General features: G+C 41.8%; 16 protein-coding genes. 3 read left to right on the top strand and 13 right to left on the bottom strand.

Going from position 1 to position 19,471, the window contains the following annotated elements; all coding sequences use genetic code 11:
- Positions 1-78 precede the first annotated feature (78 nt).
- The 11 genes from mutL to tig form a co-directional block, all read right to left on the bottom strand.
- A complete protein-coding gene (gene mutL, locus BWI44_RS17980; RefSeq protein WP_118423660.1) occupies positions 79-2,007 on the bottom strand; it encodes a DNA mismatch repair endonuclease MutL in 1,929 nt (642 codons plus the stop codon).
- An 83-nt stretch (positions 2,008-2,090) separates the two neighbouring features.
- Entirely contained in the window at positions 2,091-2,381 is a 291-nt protein-coding gene (locus tag BWI44_RS17985) for a hypothetical protein (RefSeq protein ID WP_007659566.1), read from the bottom strand.
- A gap of 5 nt (positions 2,382-2,386) precedes the next feature.
- Entirely contained in the window at positions 2,387-4,048 is a 1,662-nt protein-coding gene (locus BWI44_RS17990; protein WP_117693930.1) for an OstA-like protein, read from the bottom strand.
- Between the two features lie 28 nt (positions 4,049-4,076).
- On the bottom strand, positions 4,077-5,441 hold the full coding sequence (locus BWI44_RS17995) for a peptidylprolyl isomerase (protein ID WP_007659563.1): 1,365 nt from the start codon (positions 5,439-5,441) through the stop codon (positions 4,077-4,079).
- 14 nt (positions 5,442-5,455) lie between these two features.
- Positions 5,456-6,298, bottom strand: a complete 843-nt coding sequence (locus BWI44_RS18000; RefSeq protein WP_007659561.1) for a peptidylprolyl isomerase — start codon at positions 6,296-6,298, stop codon at positions 5,456-5,458.
- A gap of 57 nt (positions 6,299-6,355) precedes the next feature.
- The gene (locus tag BWI44_RS18005) at positions 6,356-7,897 is read right to left on the bottom strand and encodes a peptidylprolyl isomerase (protein WP_195210015.1); all 1,542 of its coding nucleotides are present in this window, start codon (positions 7,895-7,897) and stop codon (positions 6,356-6,358) included.
- Between the two features lie 229 nt (positions 7,898-8,126).
- Positions 8,127-9,602 carry an IMP dehydrogenase gene (gene guaB / locus BWI44_RS18010; RefSeq protein ID WP_007659555.1) on the bottom strand — a complete coding sequence of 492 codons (1,476 nt, stop codon included), beginning with the start codon at positions 9,600-9,602 and terminating at the stop codon, positions 8,127-8,129.
- A 105-nt stretch (positions 9,603-9,707) separates the two neighbouring features.
- Entirely contained in the window at positions 9,708-11,891 is a 2,184-nt protein-coding gene (gene recQ, locus BWI44_RS18015) for a DNA helicase RecQ (protein ID WP_007659553.1), read from the bottom strand.
- 172 nt (positions 11,892-12,063) lie between these two features.
- Positions 12,064-13,311, bottom strand: a complete 1,248-nt coding sequence (gene clpX, locus BWI44_RS18020) for an ATP-dependent Clp protease ATP-binding subunit ClpX (RefSeq protein WP_044154505.1) — start codon at positions 13,309-13,311, stop codon at positions 12,064-12,066.
- Positions 13,312-13,313: 2 nt separating this feature from the next.
- Positions 13,314-13,976, bottom strand: coding sequence for an ATP-dependent Clp endopeptidase proteolytic subunit ClpP (gene clpP / locus BWI44_RS18025; protein ID WP_007659551.1), 663 nt, complete (start codon positions 13,974-13,976; stop codon positions 13,314-13,316).
- Between the two features lie 140 nt (positions 13,977-14,116).
- Positions 14,117-15,472: a trigger factor gene (gene tig / locus BWI44_RS18030; protein ID WP_117693921.1), complete on the bottom strand. Its 1,356-nt coding sequence runs from the start codon at positions 15,470-15,472 to the stop codon at positions 14,117-14,119.
- A gap of 441 nt (positions 15,473-15,913) precedes the next feature.
- On the opposite strand from tig, the gene rbp reads away from it, so the two are divergent.
- Positions 15,914-16,162 (top strand): RNA-binding regulator, encoded by a 249-nt coding sequence (gene rbp, locus BWI44_RS18035; RefSeq protein WP_007210212.1) that lies wholly within the window; start codon positions 15,914-15,916, stop codon positions 16,160-16,162.
- Positions 16,163-16,239: 77 nt separating this feature from the next.
- Here rbp and lptB read toward each other — a convergent pair whose 3' ends face one another.
- On the bottom strand, positions 16,240-16,995 hold the full coding sequence (gene lptB, locus BWI44_RS18040; protein WP_007659549.1) for an LPS export ABC transporter ATP-binding protein: 756 nt from the start codon (positions 16,993-16,995) through the stop codon (positions 16,240-16,242).
- A gap of 78 nt (positions 16,996-17,073) precedes the next feature.
- Between lptB and BWI44_RS18045 the strand changes: the two genes are divergently transcribed.
- Both BWI44_RS18045 and BWI44_RS18050 read left to right on the top strand, forming a co-directional pair.
- On the top strand, positions 17,074-17,817 hold the full coding sequence (locus BWI44_RS18045; RefSeq protein WP_007659548.1) for an MlaE family ABC transporter permease: 744 nt from the start codon (positions 17,074-17,076) through the stop codon (positions 17,815-17,817).
- Positions 17,814-18,584 carry an ABC transporter ATP-binding protein gene (locus BWI44_RS18050; protein ID WP_007659547.1) on the top strand — a complete coding sequence of 257 codons (771 nt, stop codon included), beginning with the start codon at positions 17,814-17,816 and terminating at the stop codon, positions 18,582-18,584. The genes BWI44_RS18045 and BWI44_RS18050 overlap by 4 nt, the downstream gene beginning before the upstream one ends.
- Positions 18,585-18,817: 233 nt before the next feature.
- Here the strand turns inward: BWI44_RS18050 and BWI44_RS18055 are convergent, their stop codons facing one another.
- The gene (locus BWI44_RS18055; RefSeq protein ID WP_007659546.1) at positions 18,818-19,471 is read right to left on the bottom strand and encodes a response regulator; all 654 of its coding nucleotides are present in this window, start codon (positions 19,469-19,471) and stop codon (positions 18,818-18,820) included.

Here is a 19,471-nt window from a genome sequence, read left to right on the forward strand (position 1 = left end):
ATTATAACTGACTAAATAACACCATCCCTGCTAAAAGGTTTTTGAAAGAGATTAATTTTTGTTATTACCTTATAATCTTTATCGCGAGAATAATTTCTCAATATCCTCTTCTTTAATAGTTGACAATACGGTACGCCCATCCGGTGTATAGTTTGGAGTAGGGCAAGCAAACAGACTATCTACCAAATTAACCATTTCTTCATTGCTCAGCACTTGCCCATAAACAATTGCCGCAGCCTTTGCCAGCGTTAAAGCCAGCATGGTTTGCACTTCTTCTTTTACATCACTTCCCTTTTCCATGGCTGTATGTACCATATTACGTACCAGTTCCACAGGATTCAGTCCCTCAATGCCAGATGGAATACCATTGATAGCATAACTGCCACCGCCCAACGGGGTTAATTCAAAGCCAACTGCCGAGAAGTCTTCCATAATGCTTTCCAACACAGCAGCTTCCGAAGCCGGTAACTGTACGATTTCCGGAAACAGGACGCCCTGAGACACTCCCTGCTTCTGACTGATCTGATTCATATAGCGTTCAAACAATACCCGGATATGTGCCCGGTGTTGGTCTATCAACATCAAGCCGGACTTCACCGAAGTCAGAATAAAACGTCCCTTGAATTGGAAATGCTGCGTCCCCTTTTCCACTGCCGGCTCATTAGCATACAACGGTGCAGATAAGGAAGAAGAAGCCTGCGTTTCCGGTACATACGGTGTACGTTCTTCGGACATATCAGTCGATACCGGCGCAGAAGCCCAATCTGTTTCATCCACAAAGGGTTCTTCTTCCATCGGAGCATTCATTTTGCTGGCTTTTTCCAGCCCATCGTACAATCCTTCCCAGTCTACTTTCGGACGAGAATAGTTGCCACCGCTATAAGAAGAGGCAGAAGAAGTTTTAAACGGATTGAAGTCTGAATTATAATGCACTTTCGGCGGTTCTATCGGACGTGTCTGGTCAAATGCCGGAATATCAGGCATACCTTCGGTATCAAAATCGATAGATGGTACAGCATTAAATTTGCCCAATGATTCTTTAACAGACGCAGAAAGTATCTGCCAAATCGCTTGTTCATTTTCAAATTTGATTTCCGTCTTTGTAGGATGTATATTCACATCTATATTTGCCGGATCTACCTCAAAATAAATAAAGTAAGAGATCTGCTCACCAGCCGGAATCAGCTGTTCATAAGCATCCATCACTGCTTTATGGAAATATGGATGACGCATATAACGGCCATTCACAAAGAAGTATTGATGAGCACCTTTTTTTCGTGCCGTCTCCGGCTTGGCTACAAAACCCGATACCTTCACCATAGTGGTATCCACATCCACCGATAGCAAATACTGGTTCAGCTTTTTGCCAAACACAGCAAGAATACGTTGCCGAAGCGGCATAACCGGCAAATTAAACAGTTCAGTATCATTGCTATATAGATAGAATGCCACTTCGGGATGTACCAAAGCGATGCGTTCAAATTCTGTAAGGATATTGCTAAGTTCCGTAGAATTCGCTTTCAGGAATTTACGACGAGCAGGAATATTAAAGAATAAGTTTTTAATGGAGAAGTTACTCCCTTTAGGGCAGGATACCGCTTCCTGACTTTCTACTTTAGAACCGGCTATCACAATCCGTGTACCCAGCTCTTCATTTGCCGTACGGGTTTTCAATTCTACTTCTGCTACCGCAGCCACAGAAGCCAATGCCTCGCCACGAAATCCCATCGTACGTAAAGCAAACAAATCGGCTGCTTCTTTTATCTTAGAAGTGGCATGGCGTTCAAAGGCAAGGCGTGCATCCGTTTCGGACATACCTTTTCCATCATCAATCACCTGAATGCAGGTTTTTCCTGCATCCGTCACTAATACGTGTATTTCTTGTGCTTCGGCATCAATCGCATTTTCTACCAATTCCTTTATCACAGATGCCGGACGCTGAATCACCTCTCCGGCAGCAATCTGATTGGCAACCGAATCGGGCAGCAAATGAATAATGTCGCTCATTATAATTACAAATTATGAATTATGAATTACAAATAACGAATAACAACAGATTACATGATGCCACATTGTAATTCGTAATTAAATTAAATGATTCCGGTACTTATTGCATACCACAAGTATATCAGCAAGGCAATAATAACCAATATCACCCCCAGATGCACCGGTTTACGCCCGCTTTCCTTGCGTCGCTTCAGGTGAGTAGTTCCTTCTACAAACTTCCCCCGGATATCTTCCGGTGAAAACTCTTTTTCAGGTAACATCCCCAAATCACGCTTGGCGCTCTCTTCCATTTTCGCCAACTTCTCTTTCCGCTCATCCACATATATGTATGGATGGTTAAAGCCGCGCGGCTTTCTCATAGTGAACATTCCCATAGCGTTTATTTATTTCGTTTAATATTCATATTCCTTGGTGAAGTTAAAGGTTTCCGGTCTGATTTCTGCATTTGCTGACCAGCCTTCTTTCCCCTCCATTCAAATATATCTTCCTTATTTCGCGGACGAATATAATCGAACCAGGCAAAGGTAGGCAATTTGTATTTCTCCGCAGGAATCTGATCCATCGGATACATCGTACCGTTAGCTTTACCAATAAAAGCACCTTTCTCCATACGTCTATCCTTCAGCAACATACGCAAGAAGCTACCTTCGGCATAATTCAGTCCTATCAAACTACTATCTCTCTCTTCTACCGGATAAAAGATAACCAGCACATTACCGTTCACGTCAACCTGACGCATGTCTCCTGCTACAAAGAATCCTTTCATCTCTTTACCCGACACCTGATTATAATGGACAGAGTCTTTCTGTTCTATGGTAAAAGCCTGGTTAATGATATGTACCCAGTCTATAGTGCTGTCATTCATATATGCCTTGATCTCCTCACCTAATACCTGTTGCGCACCGTGCCACAAAATAGGATCAGTATACATCGTCATGCAAGAATCTTTTGAATTATAAACCAAAGAGTCGCACACAGCCTGTACATCGGTACGGTAAGCACGGACTTTATGATAAACACGCATTTCACGATACATGGAATCCGTATTTATATTATAAGTAATCAACCGTAACGTATCACCATGCATAAACAAACTGTCACCTTGTGAATAATCAATAGCGACAGCACGCTGAGTAGCGAGAGCGCTTCCCGTTATTTCATTATAGAAACAATAGTTACCCGTCAACATGTTTTTGTTGATAGTATCATTCATCTGCACATTTTCAAATGCTTCACCGTATCCTAATACACGATCGTAGAAAATGCTGTCACCTGTCAACTTCTTACCTTCGTTAGTTAACACGGAGCGATCCAGCAGTTCAGCTTGTTCAGTAGTAGTATTATAAAATCCTCGTTCAGAGTAGATATGGTTATTATCACTCACGATATCCGAAGGCCCCAGAATCGTGGCTATCTTAGTTGCAGTGCTATATTTCAAGGTATCCGAAGTCAATATAAATTTCGGATTCACCAACTTCACATCATGGTTGAATACAGATATTTTCGTTGCCGGACTATATTCCCCCCACTCAGACGTCAGTACATTCTCTTCATCAGTCAATGTACCGCCCTCAAAGTAGTAACCCAGATTATACAAACGGTCGTAGTTCAAACTATCGGTTGTCAAGGTAGTATTTCTGTTGATCATACGGACATTTTCACGAAGCATTGCCAACTGCGACATACCGTCATAATACAGATAATCGCCATAGATAAAAAGCGTATCCCCCTGCTCCATACGAACATTACCAAACGCTTCTACCGAATTTGTCTTTTCGTAGATCAACGCACTGTCACAATACATATACATGCTATCGTGACGCAACTTCACCGACCGGATCAGTATCTGGATATCCGGATGCAACACTTTGTCCGCCTGTGCCTCTTCAGCATGAAGCAAATCGACCCGGGTTTTCTTCTTTTCCGGTTCTTTTTTCTTATCCTGAGCGCTCAGTAAACAGACACCAAACAGGCATAGAAGACCTGCGAGAAGGAATCTATGCCTGTTCAGAAAATTAGTTCTTGTATTTTTTTTCTGCATACAAAAAGAATCAATGTATCACCCGGAATCAGTCTTTAACCCAACCCGGATACTTAAATGTACAGTTCTTCCAGTTATCGTTGATACGTACGTACGTATGCTTCTGCTTTTCACGAATCCACTTATCCAGCATTTCATCACGACGTTTTTCCAAAACGATTTCTTTCAGATTCTGATAGTCTTCTGAAATTGTAGCTTTGTGGCCGTTGATGCGGCTTTTCAGTTTCACGATCACACATTCTTCTTTACCGGTCTTTTGCGGAATCATAGTAAATGCTGTGGAGATTTCTCCTACTTTCATATTATCTACCACTTTGGCAATCTCGGGCGGAAGTTCCTGCATCTCAAACTTGGAAGTATTATTGTTAGGATTAGGCAACAAACCATGGTTGTTGCGTGTATCTTTATCCTGCGAAAGTACAGAAGCAGCTTCCTCAAAAGAGAACTTACCATTACGGATATCATCTGCAATAGAATCCAGACGGGCAGTACCTGCCATCAACGCTTCTTCCGGTACATGAGGCTTCAGCAAAATATGACGCACCTTGATTCGGTCACCACGTTTTTCCATCAACTGGATAATGTGGAAACCATACTCAGATTCTACAATCTTAGAGACCTTATTGGGGTCTTGCAAATTAAAAGCCACATTGGCAAATGCGGGGTCCAAATATCCACGTCCTGTAAATGGCATTTCACCACCATTGATAGCCGTACCGCGGTCGTCAGAATACAAACGTGCTAACATTGAAAAGCTTTCCCCCTTATTCACACGCTCCGTATATTCACGCAGTCTTCTTTTTACATCTTCAATCTCTTCCAAAGGGATCTTTGGTTGCTGTGTGATGATTTGCACCTCTACCTGGGTAGGGATATAAGGGATACTATCCTGTGGCAGATCTTTGAAGTAACGACGTACTTCTGCCGGAGTAATCTTAATCTCTCCCACCAGTTTCTGCTGCATCTTCTGCACCTTCAGACCTTCGCGTGCATTTTCACGTAAAGTCTCACGAATCTGACTGGATGTCTTATTGAAGTATTCTTCCATTTTTTCACGCGAACCGATATTGGCGATATACATATTCGTCATATAGTCCACACGCTGGATAACTTCACTTTCAGGTACTTCGATACTATCGAGAGCAGCCTGATGCAAAAACAGCTTCTGCACAGCTATTTCTTCCGGAATCACGCAGTAAGGATCGCCGTCAAACTTGCGTCCTTCGTAAGCAGCACTCATACGTGCTTCTTCCACTTCAGACTTCAATATAGCCTCGTCGCCCACTACCCAAACTACCTCGTCAATCACGTTGTCTTGTCCATAAACGGCAGAACCGGTCATCAGCGCCAAGGCACATAAAACGACAAACTTAAAGTTCATAAAATTCTTCATTCTGTGTATCTAAACTAATTATATTTAATCTTATCTCTTTTCACTGCCTGCTGATACAAGTCATCTTTCACAGCTCTCATAAATTCTACTTGTTTCAGATTCAACACCATATCTTTTACTTTAGGACGGGCAAACTCATATGGTTCCTGTTGGCCCACCGTGCGGAAATCGCTTACATTCAGAAAATAATGAAACGCCGTATCTTTCAGTTCGATATGACGGTTCTTATTCACATAATCCTCTACCTCCGGAACTTTCAGCGGTATCAGATCTAACACATCCGCCATCGGTACCCATTTGTCATAAAAGTATTCATACTTTACAGCATTCTGCAAACTATACTTCTCCAAATGCTCCACTGCATCTTGCGTAGGAGTCTTATACCAACGACGTACTTTGTTTAGTTCCGGTGCAGTGAGAGGTACTTTAATGAACAACCCTTGCATAAGCGGGCGTTCCAATCTGAATAGTTCTTTATTCTTTTCATAATAATCCGTCAACTCCCCTTCTGATATCTCATTCGAGAGCCTTTGATGAATCAACGCTTGTTGATAAGTGTGCATTATCAATGCCTTGCGATAGTTCTCCACTAATTTTTCTATTTCCCCATTATCAGGAATATTACTTTGAGCTTTCTCGTACAGCAAGATATCTTCCACCCAGTTGCGAATATAATGTTCAGCAAACAGCAAGCTATCATCTTTCGACAATCTTGCCGGAAGTGCAGATTGCAAATCTTCCTGGTAAAGGAAATTGCCGTCCAGCTCCACCAATGGCGTCTTACCTTTATGGTCGTGCTGCTCGCTACAAGCCACACAGAAAAGGATGGATAGGATTCCCAGAAAGATTATTCGCATTACCGATTGATATTTACTTTATTTCAAGCTACGAAGATAGCGGTTTAATCGGTTGCATCAGTGCTTATTAACGGTTTTTAAAACCTCTTGGTTTATTTCAACCTTAGAAGCTGCCCGTAATCGTGCTACCCAACGCTCCTCCAGGTAATTTTGATAATCACCGGCAAGCAGTCCACGCACCTCTTGATAACTCTCAGGACCCTTTATTTTCTCACCCAGAAAAGTGGTAAAAGGAAATGACGGTATAGGTTCAGCCTTCTCTTTTTTGAATATTTCATCATCTACATAGATATTGTCTCCAAGGGCAAATAATCCTTGTTCGGCCTGTACTTGCTGTTTTTTTACATTAAATGTCAACCGGATGGCATCCTGCCACTCTTCTTCCGGCAAAGATTTTAAAAGCTTACGAACTTGTTTCCCTATTCGTTTTGTTGCAGAATGTATCACAATCCCTTTATAATGAGGATTTTTCCAATGGTAATCAGAACGATGTTTATCAAAGTAAGCAGCCATTCCCACCTCATCCGAAGGCACGCGTTCCCATATTTCCCGATTACTGATTTCAAACAACAACATACCATCACGATACTCTTGCATAAGCATACGAAACTCCGGATACTTCTGTTCCAAACGACTGTATTCATAGTCGAGTACAGACTTCATGATAAACCCTTTCAACTGACGTTGTATCCCCTGAGGATGGGCAATAGCAAAATTTGCAAACATTTGCCCCGTATATTCTCTGCCACCAAGAGTAAAAAGTTTCTTTTCAGTCTGCCCTTTTGCCAACAATTCATCCATTCCCACTTTATCCGGTGTGTATTGATACTCTTTTTTCAACTTCTCCACCAAAGATTCTGTTCCCTTATCCATTCCATGACGACGGGTCTGGCGACGGATAATTTCATCTTTCACATCCTCGAAAGGCAAAATATCTTTCCGTTCAAGCACCTTGACAATATGAATACCCTGCGGAGTGAAGAAAGGACGGGATATTTCACCCGGTTTCATTTTAAAGACCGTATCTTCAAATTCAGCCGGCATCTGTAGCCAACTTACCCAGAAAGACTTCTTTTCGTCAGAAAAGTTACGTACGCAAGCATCAAAATCCGCTTGTCCGTTCTGCAATGCAGTATAAAGAGAATCCATGCGGGTTTCAGTAGTACGGAGCAAATGACTGGTAGCTGTCTGAGGCAGGGATTTAAAGATATGACTAACCCGTACTTGTCCCGCACGCTGATTGGCTTTCATCTTGTCATATACTTGCCGAGCGGCAAGTTCTGATACGGTTTCATCTGTTAAATAAGTCTTTGCCAACTGACGACGATAACCTTCCAGTTCTTCACGGAAAGCACGGGTAGTATCCAATCCCATAGCCTCAGCTGCGGCAACCTTCAACTTAAAGTTTACAAACAAATCAACATATTCGTTCAATGTTTTCTGCTCTATACCAGAAAGAGCATTATTCTTATTATAGATATATTCAAACTCCGAACGGAGAATATCTTTCCCGTTAATACGCATCAGCACAGGATCTTGCTGAGCAAAAACTGTCCATCCCAGACATAGGAAAATTATTGTCAATCCACTTCTTATCATAACTATCTTCTTTTGAAAAAGAACAATGTAATAACGGGAAAACATCTTTTATATTGTTTGCCTTCAACGGCTTTCTTTAAACACATCATCTGTCTGCCTCAAACAGACGGTCTGTTTACCTCAAACAGACCATCTGCTTATGCCGAACAGACCATGTATTTTCAGAAACTAAAATACCCGGAAAGAAACTGCTCCTTTCCGGGTATTCTTATCTAACTTGCCTATACTTTTATTCGGGACGACTGTAATTCGGAGCCTCGCTTGTAATCGATACATCGTGCGGATGACTTTCGAGTACACCTGCATTGGTAATACGGGTAAACTTAGCATCGTGCAACTGCTCAATATTGCCTGCACCACAGTAACCCATACCAGCACGCAGACCACCAACCAACTGGAAGATTACTTCATACAAAGTTCCTTTATAAGGTACACGAGCAGCAATACCTTCGGGCACCAACTTCTTCACGTCATTAGTTCCGCTCTGGAAATAACGGTCCTTTGAACCATTTTCCATTGCTTCCAACGAGCCCATACCACGGTACGACTTGAATTTACGTCCATTGAAGATAATCGTATCACCCGGAGATTCTTCCGTTCCGGCAACCAGCGAACCGATCATTACACTATAACCTCCGGCAGCCAAGGCCTTCACAACATCTCCTGAGTAACGCAACCCACCGTCAGCAATCAAAGGAATACCTGTTCCCTTCAATGCCTTGGCAACATCATATACAGCAGACAACTGAGGAACACCCACACCTGCTACAACGCGAGTAGTACAGATAGAACCCGGACCGATACCAACTTTAACGCCATCAGCACCAGCTTCTACCAATGCCTTTGCAGCCTCTCCGGTAGCAATGTTACCTACTACAATATCAATATTCGGGAAACGCTTCTTTGCTTCTTTCAATTTCTCTATCACATAGATAGAATGTCCGTGAGCAGTATCGATAACAATAGCATCGGCACCGGCATCCACCAAAGCTTGCATACGGTCGAGGGTATCAGCAGTAACTCCTACTCCGGCAGCTACACGCAAACGACCTTTAGAGTCTTTGCAGGCCATCGGTTTATCTTTAGCTTTCGTAATATCTTTATAAGTAATCAGTCCTACCAGCTTACCTTCTTTATCCACAACCGGCAATTTCTCAATTCTGTGTTCCTGCAAAATCTGAGAAACAGCTTCCATATCAGTAGTCGGATTCGTAGTAATGATATTTTCTTTTGTCATCACTTCATCGATATGCTTATTCATATCTCTTACGAAGCGAAGGTCACGGTTAGTAACAATTCCTACCAAATATCTTTCATCATCTACTACTGGAATACCACCGATTCTATATTCTGCCATCAATGCTAATGCATCTCCTACAGTAGAACCTCTTTTAATGGTTACCGGATCATAAATCATACCATTTTCAGCGCGCTTCACAATGGCAACCTGACGTGCCTGCTCCTCAATGGACATATTCTTATGAATAACACCGATACCACCTTCACGTGCAATGGCAATAGCCATTTTCGCCTCAGTAACCGTGTCCATAGCGGCCGTTACAAACGGAATTTTCAACTCAATGTTTTTTGAAAACTTTGTCGAGAGTTCGACAGTTTTAGGGAGTACTTCAGAGTAAGCGGGGATTAACAAAACGTCGTCATAAGTTAATCCATCCATTACAATCTTATCAGCAATAAATGACATAGGGCTATGCGTTTAAAATTTATTGCGTGCAAATATACGGTTTTTATTCCATTCCGTATGTGTGCACGCAATATTTTTTTCTTTTTTTAAACCAACAGCCAAGGATTAATTCGCCATTTCAGAAATGAACTTGATGCGAACCAAACGTACTTCTTCTTCCGTGAAATCATCCCCCAACTCATCGAGGGCATCATCTACTTTGTCTGTGGTGGATTCTTTATAATAATCATAGATATCCAGCATATGGTCTTCGTCCATAATCTCATCCAGGAAGTAGTCGATATTCAACTTCGTACCGGAATAAACAATAGCCTCTATTTCGTCCAGCAAATCACTGAACTCGATACCTTTGGAGAGAGCGATATCATCCAGTGCCACTTTCCGGTCTATAGACTGAATTATAGAAACCTTCAGTTTTGACTTATTGGCAACCGTACGAACACGTAAATCTTCCGGACGTTCGATCTCATTCTCTTCACAATGACGCTTAATGAGTTTACAGAACTCTTCACCATAACGTTTCGCCTTACCGGCTCCTACGCCAGGAATATTCTGCAGTTCGTCCAATGTCACCGGATAAATGGTAGCCATGGCTTCCAACGAAGGATCCTGAAATATAACGTATGGCGGCACTTCCAACTTCTTAGAGAGCTTCTTGCGCAAATCCTTCAGCATGGAATAAAGAGCCGGATCGACAGCGCAAGAACCACCTCCCCGTGCCGGAGCTTCTTCTTCCACTTCTTCGAAATCATTATCTTCGGTTATCTTAAATGACTTAGGATGTTTCAGGAATTTCTTTCCGGCATCCGTCACCTTCAACAAACCGTAATTTTCCACATCTTTGCTCAGGTAACCGGCAATCAACGCTTGACGAATGACAGCATTCCATGTCTTGTCCTCTTCGCCCATGCCAGAACCGAAAGCTTCCAGATCTTCATGCAGGTGCGCTTGTACTTCGGTAGTTTCGCGTCCTTGTATAATGTCGATAATATAATCTGCTTTAAAATTCTCTTTCACCGCGAGAATAGCCTCTATCACGGTACATAATAATTCTTGAGCCTCCACTTGTTTTTTCGGGTTTAAACAGTTGTCACAATTTCCACAGTTCTCTTCCAAATACTCTTCGCCGAAGTAATGCAACAGCGTCTTTCGGCGGCATACAGAAGATTCGGCATAAGCAGCAGTTTCCAACAGAAGCTGTTTGCCAATTTCCTGTTCTGCTACAGGTTTGCCTTGCATGAACTTTTCCAGTTTCTGCAAGTCTTTATTGGTATAAAAGGTAATGCACTGCCCTTCACCTCCGTCTCTTCCGGCACGTCCTGTTTCCTGATAATATCCTTCCAGACTTTTCGGAATATCATAATGAATGACATAACGTACATCGGGCTTATCAATACCCATACCGAAAGCAATGGTTGCCACAATCACATCTATTTTCTCCATCAAGAAGTCATCTTGATTTTGCGTACGTGTTGCAGAGTCCATACCTGCATGGTAAGCACGGGCATTGATGCCGTTTGCCTGCAGAATCTCAGCAAGTTCCTCTACTTTCTTCCGGCTCAGGCAATAAATAATACCTGATTTTTCCGAGTTATTCTTGATAAACTTGATGATATCTCTATCTATATTATTAGTCTTGGGACGTACCTCATAATAGAGGTTCGGACGATTGAACGAAGACTTGAACACCTCTGCATCCACCATACCCAGATTTTTCTGAATATCGTGCTGCACCTTAGGAGTAGCAGTCGCCGTCAAAGCAATCACCGGAGCTTTTCCGATTTCATTGATAATAGGACGGATACGCCGGTATTCCGGACGGAAATCATGTCCCCACTCGGAGATACAATGTGCTTCATCTACAGCATAGAAGGATATCTTCACTGTCTTCAGAAACTCCACGTTTTCCTCTTTCGTCAGCGATTCAGGAGCCACATACAGCAACTTCGTCTTACCACTGAGGATATCAGACTTTACCTGATCTATCGCGCCTTTATTAAGGGAAGAGTTTATAAAATGGGCAATACCATCTTCTTCACTGAAGTTGCGCATCGCATCGACCTGGTTCTTCATTAGAGCAATCAGAGGAGAAATCACAATACCCGTGCCTTCCATCATTAATGAAGGTAACTGGTAACATAATGATTTGCCACCGCCTGTAGGCATCAGCACGAATGTATCGTTGCCTGCTAACAGGTTTTGTATGATAGCTTCCTGATTCCCTTTAAACGTGTCAAATCCGAAGTATTTCTTCAGCTGGTCTGTCAAATTAATCTTCTTCCCTGCCATGATTCATTAGGTTGTTTTTTGAGTGATTGTTCAACATCTCGTTTAGCCATTCTTTTTTTAATAAGAACTCTAACAAAGTTATAAACAACTTCTTAATTTTCAAGCATAATCCAATGAATATTTTTCAATAAAAAACAAAAAAGTCAGTTTTGCACATCCTTATCATTTGATTTTAAGCAGTTTGCAGTCTTGCAATGTTTGCTTTTTCAAGTTGTTGTTTTGCGTAATCCAACGTCACAACAAAGGTATCTTTGTGCTCAGAAGGGATTTCGAACATAGCATCCATCATTATGGTCTCCACAATAGATCGCAATCCACGGGCTCCCAATTTGTATTCCACAGCCTTATCGACTATGTATTCAAAAACCTCATCTTCGAACTTCAATTCCACTTTATCCATCTCAAACAGCTTTACATACTGTTTGATAATAGAGTTCTTGGGTTCAGTCAGGATGGAGCGCAAAGCAGCACGGTCCAATGGATTAAGATAAGTCAACACCGGCAGACGACCGATGATTTCAGGTATCAAACCGAATGACTTCAAATCCTGCGGAGCGATATATTGCATCATATTGCTCTTATCGATCACCGCAGTATTACGCACTGCACTATAACCCACCACATGCGTATTCAGTCGTTGAGCTATTTTCTTCTCAATGCCATCGAATGCACCGCCGCAAATGAAAAGGATATTCTTCGTGTTCACCGGAATCATCTTCTGGTCGGGGTGTTTACGTCCACCCTGAGGCGGTACGTTCACCACTGAGCCTTCCAACAATTTCAGTAAACCTTGCTGTACACCTTCTCCACTCACATCACGAGTGATGGAAGGATTATCACCCTTACGGGCTATTTTATCAATTTCATCAATGAACACAATGCCTTGTTCTGCTTCGGGAACATTATAATCTGCCACCTGCAGCAGGCGAGTCAGAATACTTTCAATATCCTCACCTACGTATCCTGCCTCGGTAAGCACCGTGGCATCCACAATCGTAAAAGGAACATGAAGCAGTTTGGCAATAGTACGCGCCAGCAGGGTCTTTCCCGTACCAGTACTTCCTACCATAATAATGTTGGACTTTTCAATTTCCACATCATCACCGCCGTCCTTTTGCAACAGGCGCTTATAGTGATTGTATACCGACACGGAAAGGAAACGCTTGGCATCGTCCTGTCCAATGACATATTGATCAAGGAATTCTTTTATTTCTAAAGGTTTCGGAAGTTCTCTCAGGTTCAGTTTTGTTGCAGCGCCACCTCTTTTTGCTCCACCCAATGCCTCCTGAGTAATCTCATAGGCCTGAGTAGCACAACTATCGCAGATGAAACCGTTCATTCCTGTTATCAGGAATCCGACTTCATCTTCCATACGCCCACAAAAACTACACCTTCCTTTGTTTCTTTTTGAGTCTGCCATATTTATTTTTTAATCAACACTTCATCTACCATACCATACTCTTTGGCTTCCTGTGCCGTCATCCAGTAGTCACGGTCAGAGTCTGCCCAAACTTTATCAAAAGGAGTATGAGAGTGATCAGCAATGATAGTATACAGTTCTTTCTTCAGTTTTTGTATTTCACGGGCTGTGATTTCAATATCTGAAGCCTGCCCCTGCGCACCGCCCATCGGCTGATGTATCATTACACGCGAATGAGTCAGTGCCGAACGCTTACCCTCAGCACCTGCCACCAGCAACACTGCAGCCATACTTGCCGCCATACCGGTACAGATAGTTGCTACGTCACTTGTAATAAACTGCATTGTATCATAAATACCCAATCCTGCATATACAGAACCACCCGGTGAATTGATATAAATAGAGATATCTTTACCCGGATCTACCGAGTCCAGATAAAGTAACTGCGCCTGTAAAGTATTGGCGGTATAATCGTCAACTTGCGTACCAAGGAAAATGATGCGATCCATCATCAAGCGGGAGAAAACGTCCAACTGTGTTACATTAAGCTGACGCTCTTCCAGGATATAAGGATTTAAATACCCGGCTTGTGATTTAATCACATCGTCCAACACCAAACTATTCATTCCTAAATGCTTGGTAGCGTATTTTCTAAAATCATCCATATTACTTTCTTTATTTAGGTTTAGTAAATTGAAATGCAAAGAAACAAAAAAGAACACAGAGACACAAAAAAACACAGAGTTATATACTATAAAACTCTGTGTTTCTTAATGTTTTTAAACTGTTTTCAGAATAAAAAAGCTTATTCAAACATCTTGTTGAATTCTTCTGCAGAAATTGTTTTGTTATTCAGCTTCACCTGAGACTTCAAAGCAGAAGCCAATTTGGTTTCAACAACGCGGTTCACCAAACCTTCTACACTTTCTTTCTTCTTCAGCATTTCCTTTGCATAGTTTTCCAGAAGATCTTCGGGAACGCTCATCATACCATATTGTGCAAACTGAGCACGAGTAGCTTCCTTAGCCATATTGACTACATCTTCCTGTTCAACTTTAATATCATTTGCCTTCACCAACTGTTCCTTAATCAGGTGCCATGTCAGTTCTTCAATGCTCTTATCATAGTTGTCATCAACAAACTTTTCGTCTTTATCCTGATTGTTCATACGCATGATGCGTTTCAGCAATGCATCCGGGAATTCCAGTTTGCCAACCTTTTCCATCAACATCTTACGAGCATCGATCAGGAATTTATAATCGCTGTCTGCTACGAACTGATTAGCAATTACTTCTTTTACTTTAGCGCGGAATTCTTCTTCAGTCTTCACTACGTCTTTACCACATACCTGGTCAAAGATTTCCTGAGTCAGTTCTCCTTCTACGAAACGAGTAACTTCTTCTACCTGATAGCTGAAGTTAGATTTCATTTCAGCAGCCTCTTCCTTGTCGATCTTCAACAGAGAAGACAGTTCGGCAGCATTACCTTCCCATGCAGTGTGAGGATTGAATACAAGTACATCGTTAACCTTTGCATTGGCGAAAATAGCTTTTTGCTCATCGTTCTTCATATAAGACGGCATCATTACAGCACCTTCTACCTGAATACCCCCTTCTTTGGTATTGCCGTTTTCGTCCAACTCAGCCAACAGACCTTTCAACATATCCTTATCTTCGTAAACGTCTACTTTCTCGTACTTACCGTTACGTTGTGTATAAGCTTTCACCTGATTGTTTACCATATCTTCGGTAACATCAATCAAATAGTAGTCTACTTTATCTTTAGCGTCTACTTCAGCCTTGAATTCAGGTGCCAAAGCAATATCAAACAGGAATTCAAATTCTTCCATAGTGTCGAAGTCGATCTCCGGTTGCTTGTCTTCGTTTGGCAACGGTTCGCCGAGGATAGATACATTATTATCTTGAATATACTTATATACAGCTTCTGAAAGTGCCTTATTCACTTCTTCGGCAATAACAGATTTACCATACATTTTCTTAACCAAGCTCATCGGAACCATACCCGGACGGAAACCCGGAACTTGAGCTTTCTGACGAAGACTTTTCAATGATTTATCAACTTTTTCCTGATAATCGGCTTTCTCAAGCTTTACAGTAAGCAGAGCGCTTACTTTGTCAATGTTTTGTAATGAAACGTTCATTCTGACAATTATTTATTTGATTTATACTTTGTTCCAATCTCAAATGAGGGTGCAAAATTAGCGTTATTCTTTCAATTATCAAAAAAACATAGCTGAATTATTTCTTTATAACAAAAGGAGAGAATACTTACCATTGAATGATACCTCTATCATTAAAAAGAAAAGTCTGCGCCCCATAAACAACAAATTGTTATTTCATAAGGCATTTATCTATAGATTCGAAAGAAAAAGCAAAAAAAATAGAAGAGAAATATTGTTAATTCGAAATATTTCAGTTTCTTTGTTGCGGAATGGTAATGCGTTAGTTTTTAGATTTTCAGTACATGGTTTTTACTTCCGTTTTATTAAAACGCTTTTGTAAACTCTCTGTTGTTGTGATCCTTTTATTATACTTACTGTTCCAAGAGAGTTTTATCCATTTATTTATTTTACATTTTCATTATGAACATTTACGTAGGAAACCTTAACTACAAAGTTAGGGAATCAGACCTGCAAAAGGTCATGGAAGATTACGGTGCTGTAACCGCAGTCAAATTTATCAAAGATCGCGAAACCGGTCGTTTCAGAGGCATTGCATTTGTAGAAATGGAAGATGCAGCAGCTGCAGCTAAAGCGATTGAAGAACTCGACGGAGCTGAATATTTCGGCCGCAACATGGTAGTTAAAGAAGCAAGACCTCCGAAATACTAATATAAAGGAGAAAGAAAACAAGACCGCCTGCTCACTCTTGGAAAAGAGAGCAGGCGGTCTTTGTTTTACCACTATCATTATTTCATAAAATCCTTGCGACGAAGCACAAAGCTATTACTCAGATACTTTTCACGTACAATTTTGTTTTCCGCCAACTCTTCCGGCGTTCCCTGGAACAAGATTTTCCCTTCGAACAACAGATAAGCACGGTCGGTAATACTTAATGTTTCCTGCACGTTATGGTCAGTAATCAGGATACCGATATTCTTATCCTTTAATTTCCATACGATTTGCTGAATATCTTCTACAGCAATCGGGTCAACTCCTGCAAAAGGTTCGTCGAGCATGATAAACTTAGGGTCGATAGCAAGACAACGGGCAATCTCTGTACGACGGCGCTCACCACCCGAAAGTTGGTTACCTTTATTTTTACGCACCTTCTGCAAACGGAATTCCGCAATCAGGTTTTCCAGTTTTTCCTTCTGATATTCCAGAGGTTTATCCGTCATTTCCAGTACAGAAGCAATATTATCTTCCACACTCATCTGGCGAAATACAGATGCTTCCTGCGCCAAATATCCGATACCGGTTTGCGCACGCTTATACACCGGATATTTCGTAATATCCAGGTCATCCAGAAAAATACGTCCCTCATTCGGCGTAATCAGTCCCACGGTCATATAGAATGAAGTCGTCTTACCAGCACCGTTCGGTCCCAGTAAACCAACAATTTCCCCCTGCTTCACATCTATGGAAACATGGCTTACTACTGTACGTTTACCGTACTTTTTCACCAGGTCCTCAGTGCGAAGCACCATTTTGCTTTCTTCCATACTTGCGTTATTTTGCCGCAAATGTAGCAATTATCAGCTGAAAATGGGCTATATTTGCAGACAAAATAGTTAAGAGTCATGATAAAAGCACTTAAAACTGTCGGAAGATACATCATGTTGATGGGGCGCACTTTTGCCCGCCCGGAGCGCATGCGCATGTTCTTCCGCCAATACCTCAACGAGATGGGGCAACTCGGCGTGAACTCTATCGGCATTGTGTTGCTGATTTCGTTCTTCATCGGCGCTGTTATCACCATACAAATCAAACTGAACATCGAGAGCCCTTTTATGCCACGTTGGACAGTAGGTTATGTGACACGTGAAATTATGTTGCTGGAATTCTCTTCCTCCATCATGTGTCTGATATTAGCAGGAAAAGTAGGTTCCAATATAGCCTCTGAGTTGGGAACCATGCGAGTAACCCAACAAATCGATGCATTGGAAATCATGGGAGTCAATTCAGCTAATTACCTGATCCTTCCCAAGATTTGCGCCATGGTGACCACCATTCCTTTCCTGGTAACGTTCAGTATCTTTGCCGGCATCATCGGAGCCTTTGCCACGTGTTGGTTCGGTGGCATCATGTCGGCGGTAGACTTGGAATACGGTTTGCAATATATGTTTGTAGAATGGTTTATCTGGTGTGGCATCATCAAATCATTGTTCTTCGCTTTCATCATCGCCAGTGTATCGGCCTTTTTCGGTTATACCGTCGAGGGTGGTTCTATAGAGGTGGGCAAGGCCTCTACAGACTCTGTGGTATGCAGCAGCGTACTTATCTTATTTGCCGACTTAATATTAACTAAACTCTTAATGGGATGATCGAACTGAAAGGACTTTGGAAATCATTTGAAGGCAGAGATGTATTAAAGGATATCAATGCCACTTTTGAAAATGGGAAAACTAATCTCATCATCGGACAGAGTGGTTCGGGAAAAACCGTATTGATGAAGTGTATCGTTGGATTGCTCACACCGGAACGGGGTGAATTATTATACGACAACCGAAATTTCCTTGCCATGGGCAAGAATGAAAAGAAAGCATTGCGCCGCGAAATGGGAATGATATTCCAAAGTGCGGCATTGTTTGACTCCATGACGGTGCTGGACAATGTAATGTTTCCTTTGAACATGTTCAGCAACGATACATTCCGCGACCGTACCCGCCGTGCCATGTTCTGTCTGGATCGCGTAAACCTGGCAGAAGCAAAAGATAAATTTCCAGGTGAAATCAGTGGTGGTATGCAAAAACGTGTTGCCATAGCCCGCGCCATTGCCTTAAATCCGCAATACTTGTTCTGTGACGAACCGAACTCCGGATTAGACCCAAAGACCTCATTGGTAATCGACGAACTGGTACACGATATCACCCATGAATACAATATGACCACCCTCATCAACACCCACGACATGAACTCTGTAATGGGTATCGGTGAAAAAATTATTTATATCTACGACGGATACAAGGAGTGGGAAGGCAGTAAAGACGACATCTTCACTTCCAGCAACAAGAAACTCAACGATTTTATTTTTGCATCCGACCTCTTCCGGAAGGTAAAGGAAGTGGAAGTGCAGAATATAGAAGGATAAGATTAAAAAAATTAGCAATCTCCTATAAATAGGGCGTCCGGATGTTTTTCCGGACGCCCTTTTCCTCATAAAACCAGTTAATAGAATTGACATATATCCTCACGATATACTTTGATTGCCCTTATATCTTCATGAGAAAACATGAAGAACAACTTCAATTACGGCAACAAAGATAACCAAAAGATACTAATAAAAAATCACGGAAAACCGTTACACTCTGAATTTTCCGCAAATCATTTCAGCGCAATCCATCCTTGCGCAACAGCCTTGACTACCATATCTATAGCATTCTTTGCTCCAAACTTGCTAATAAGCCTTTTACGAAATGTTTCCACAGTGTTCTCTGAAATTTTCAATAAATCAGCAATTTCATGGGTGTTCATTCCTTTAGCCACAGCCTCCAACACATCACGCTCCCGACGGGTAGGCGCATCCTTAGGCTGCAAACCTGCTGATGCAGAATTCAGTTTCTGCGAGATAGCAGCAAACCGTGGACAAGCATGCGCTTCTCCTCTCAACACACAACGAATAGCTGTCATTAACTCCGCAGAGGCCGAAGATTTCAGAATAACAGCATTCACTCCGCACTGTACCAACCTGTTAACTATCCATATTTCTTCGTGCATTGTATTCACAATAATCTTTGCCTGGTCATTCATTTCACGGATTTTAGCAATCAACTCAAATCCGGACATATCAGGAATACTGACATCCAGGATATATATATCATAATCTCGTCTTTCAATCAATTCTGCAGCTTGCAATCCGGAAGTTACAGCATCCACCACAACTACTTCCGGCATCTTATTCACCACTTTACAAATACCTTCCAGAATCAGATTATGATCATCCACTACCAATAATTCTGCCTTCACATTCTTTTCCAT

Origin of the sequence: Bacteroides sp. Phil13, from assembly GCF_001940965.1 — a bacterium.
Lineage (GTDB): Bacteria > Bacteroidota > Bacteroidia > Bacteroidales > Bacteroidaceae > Bacteroides > Bacteroides intestinalis.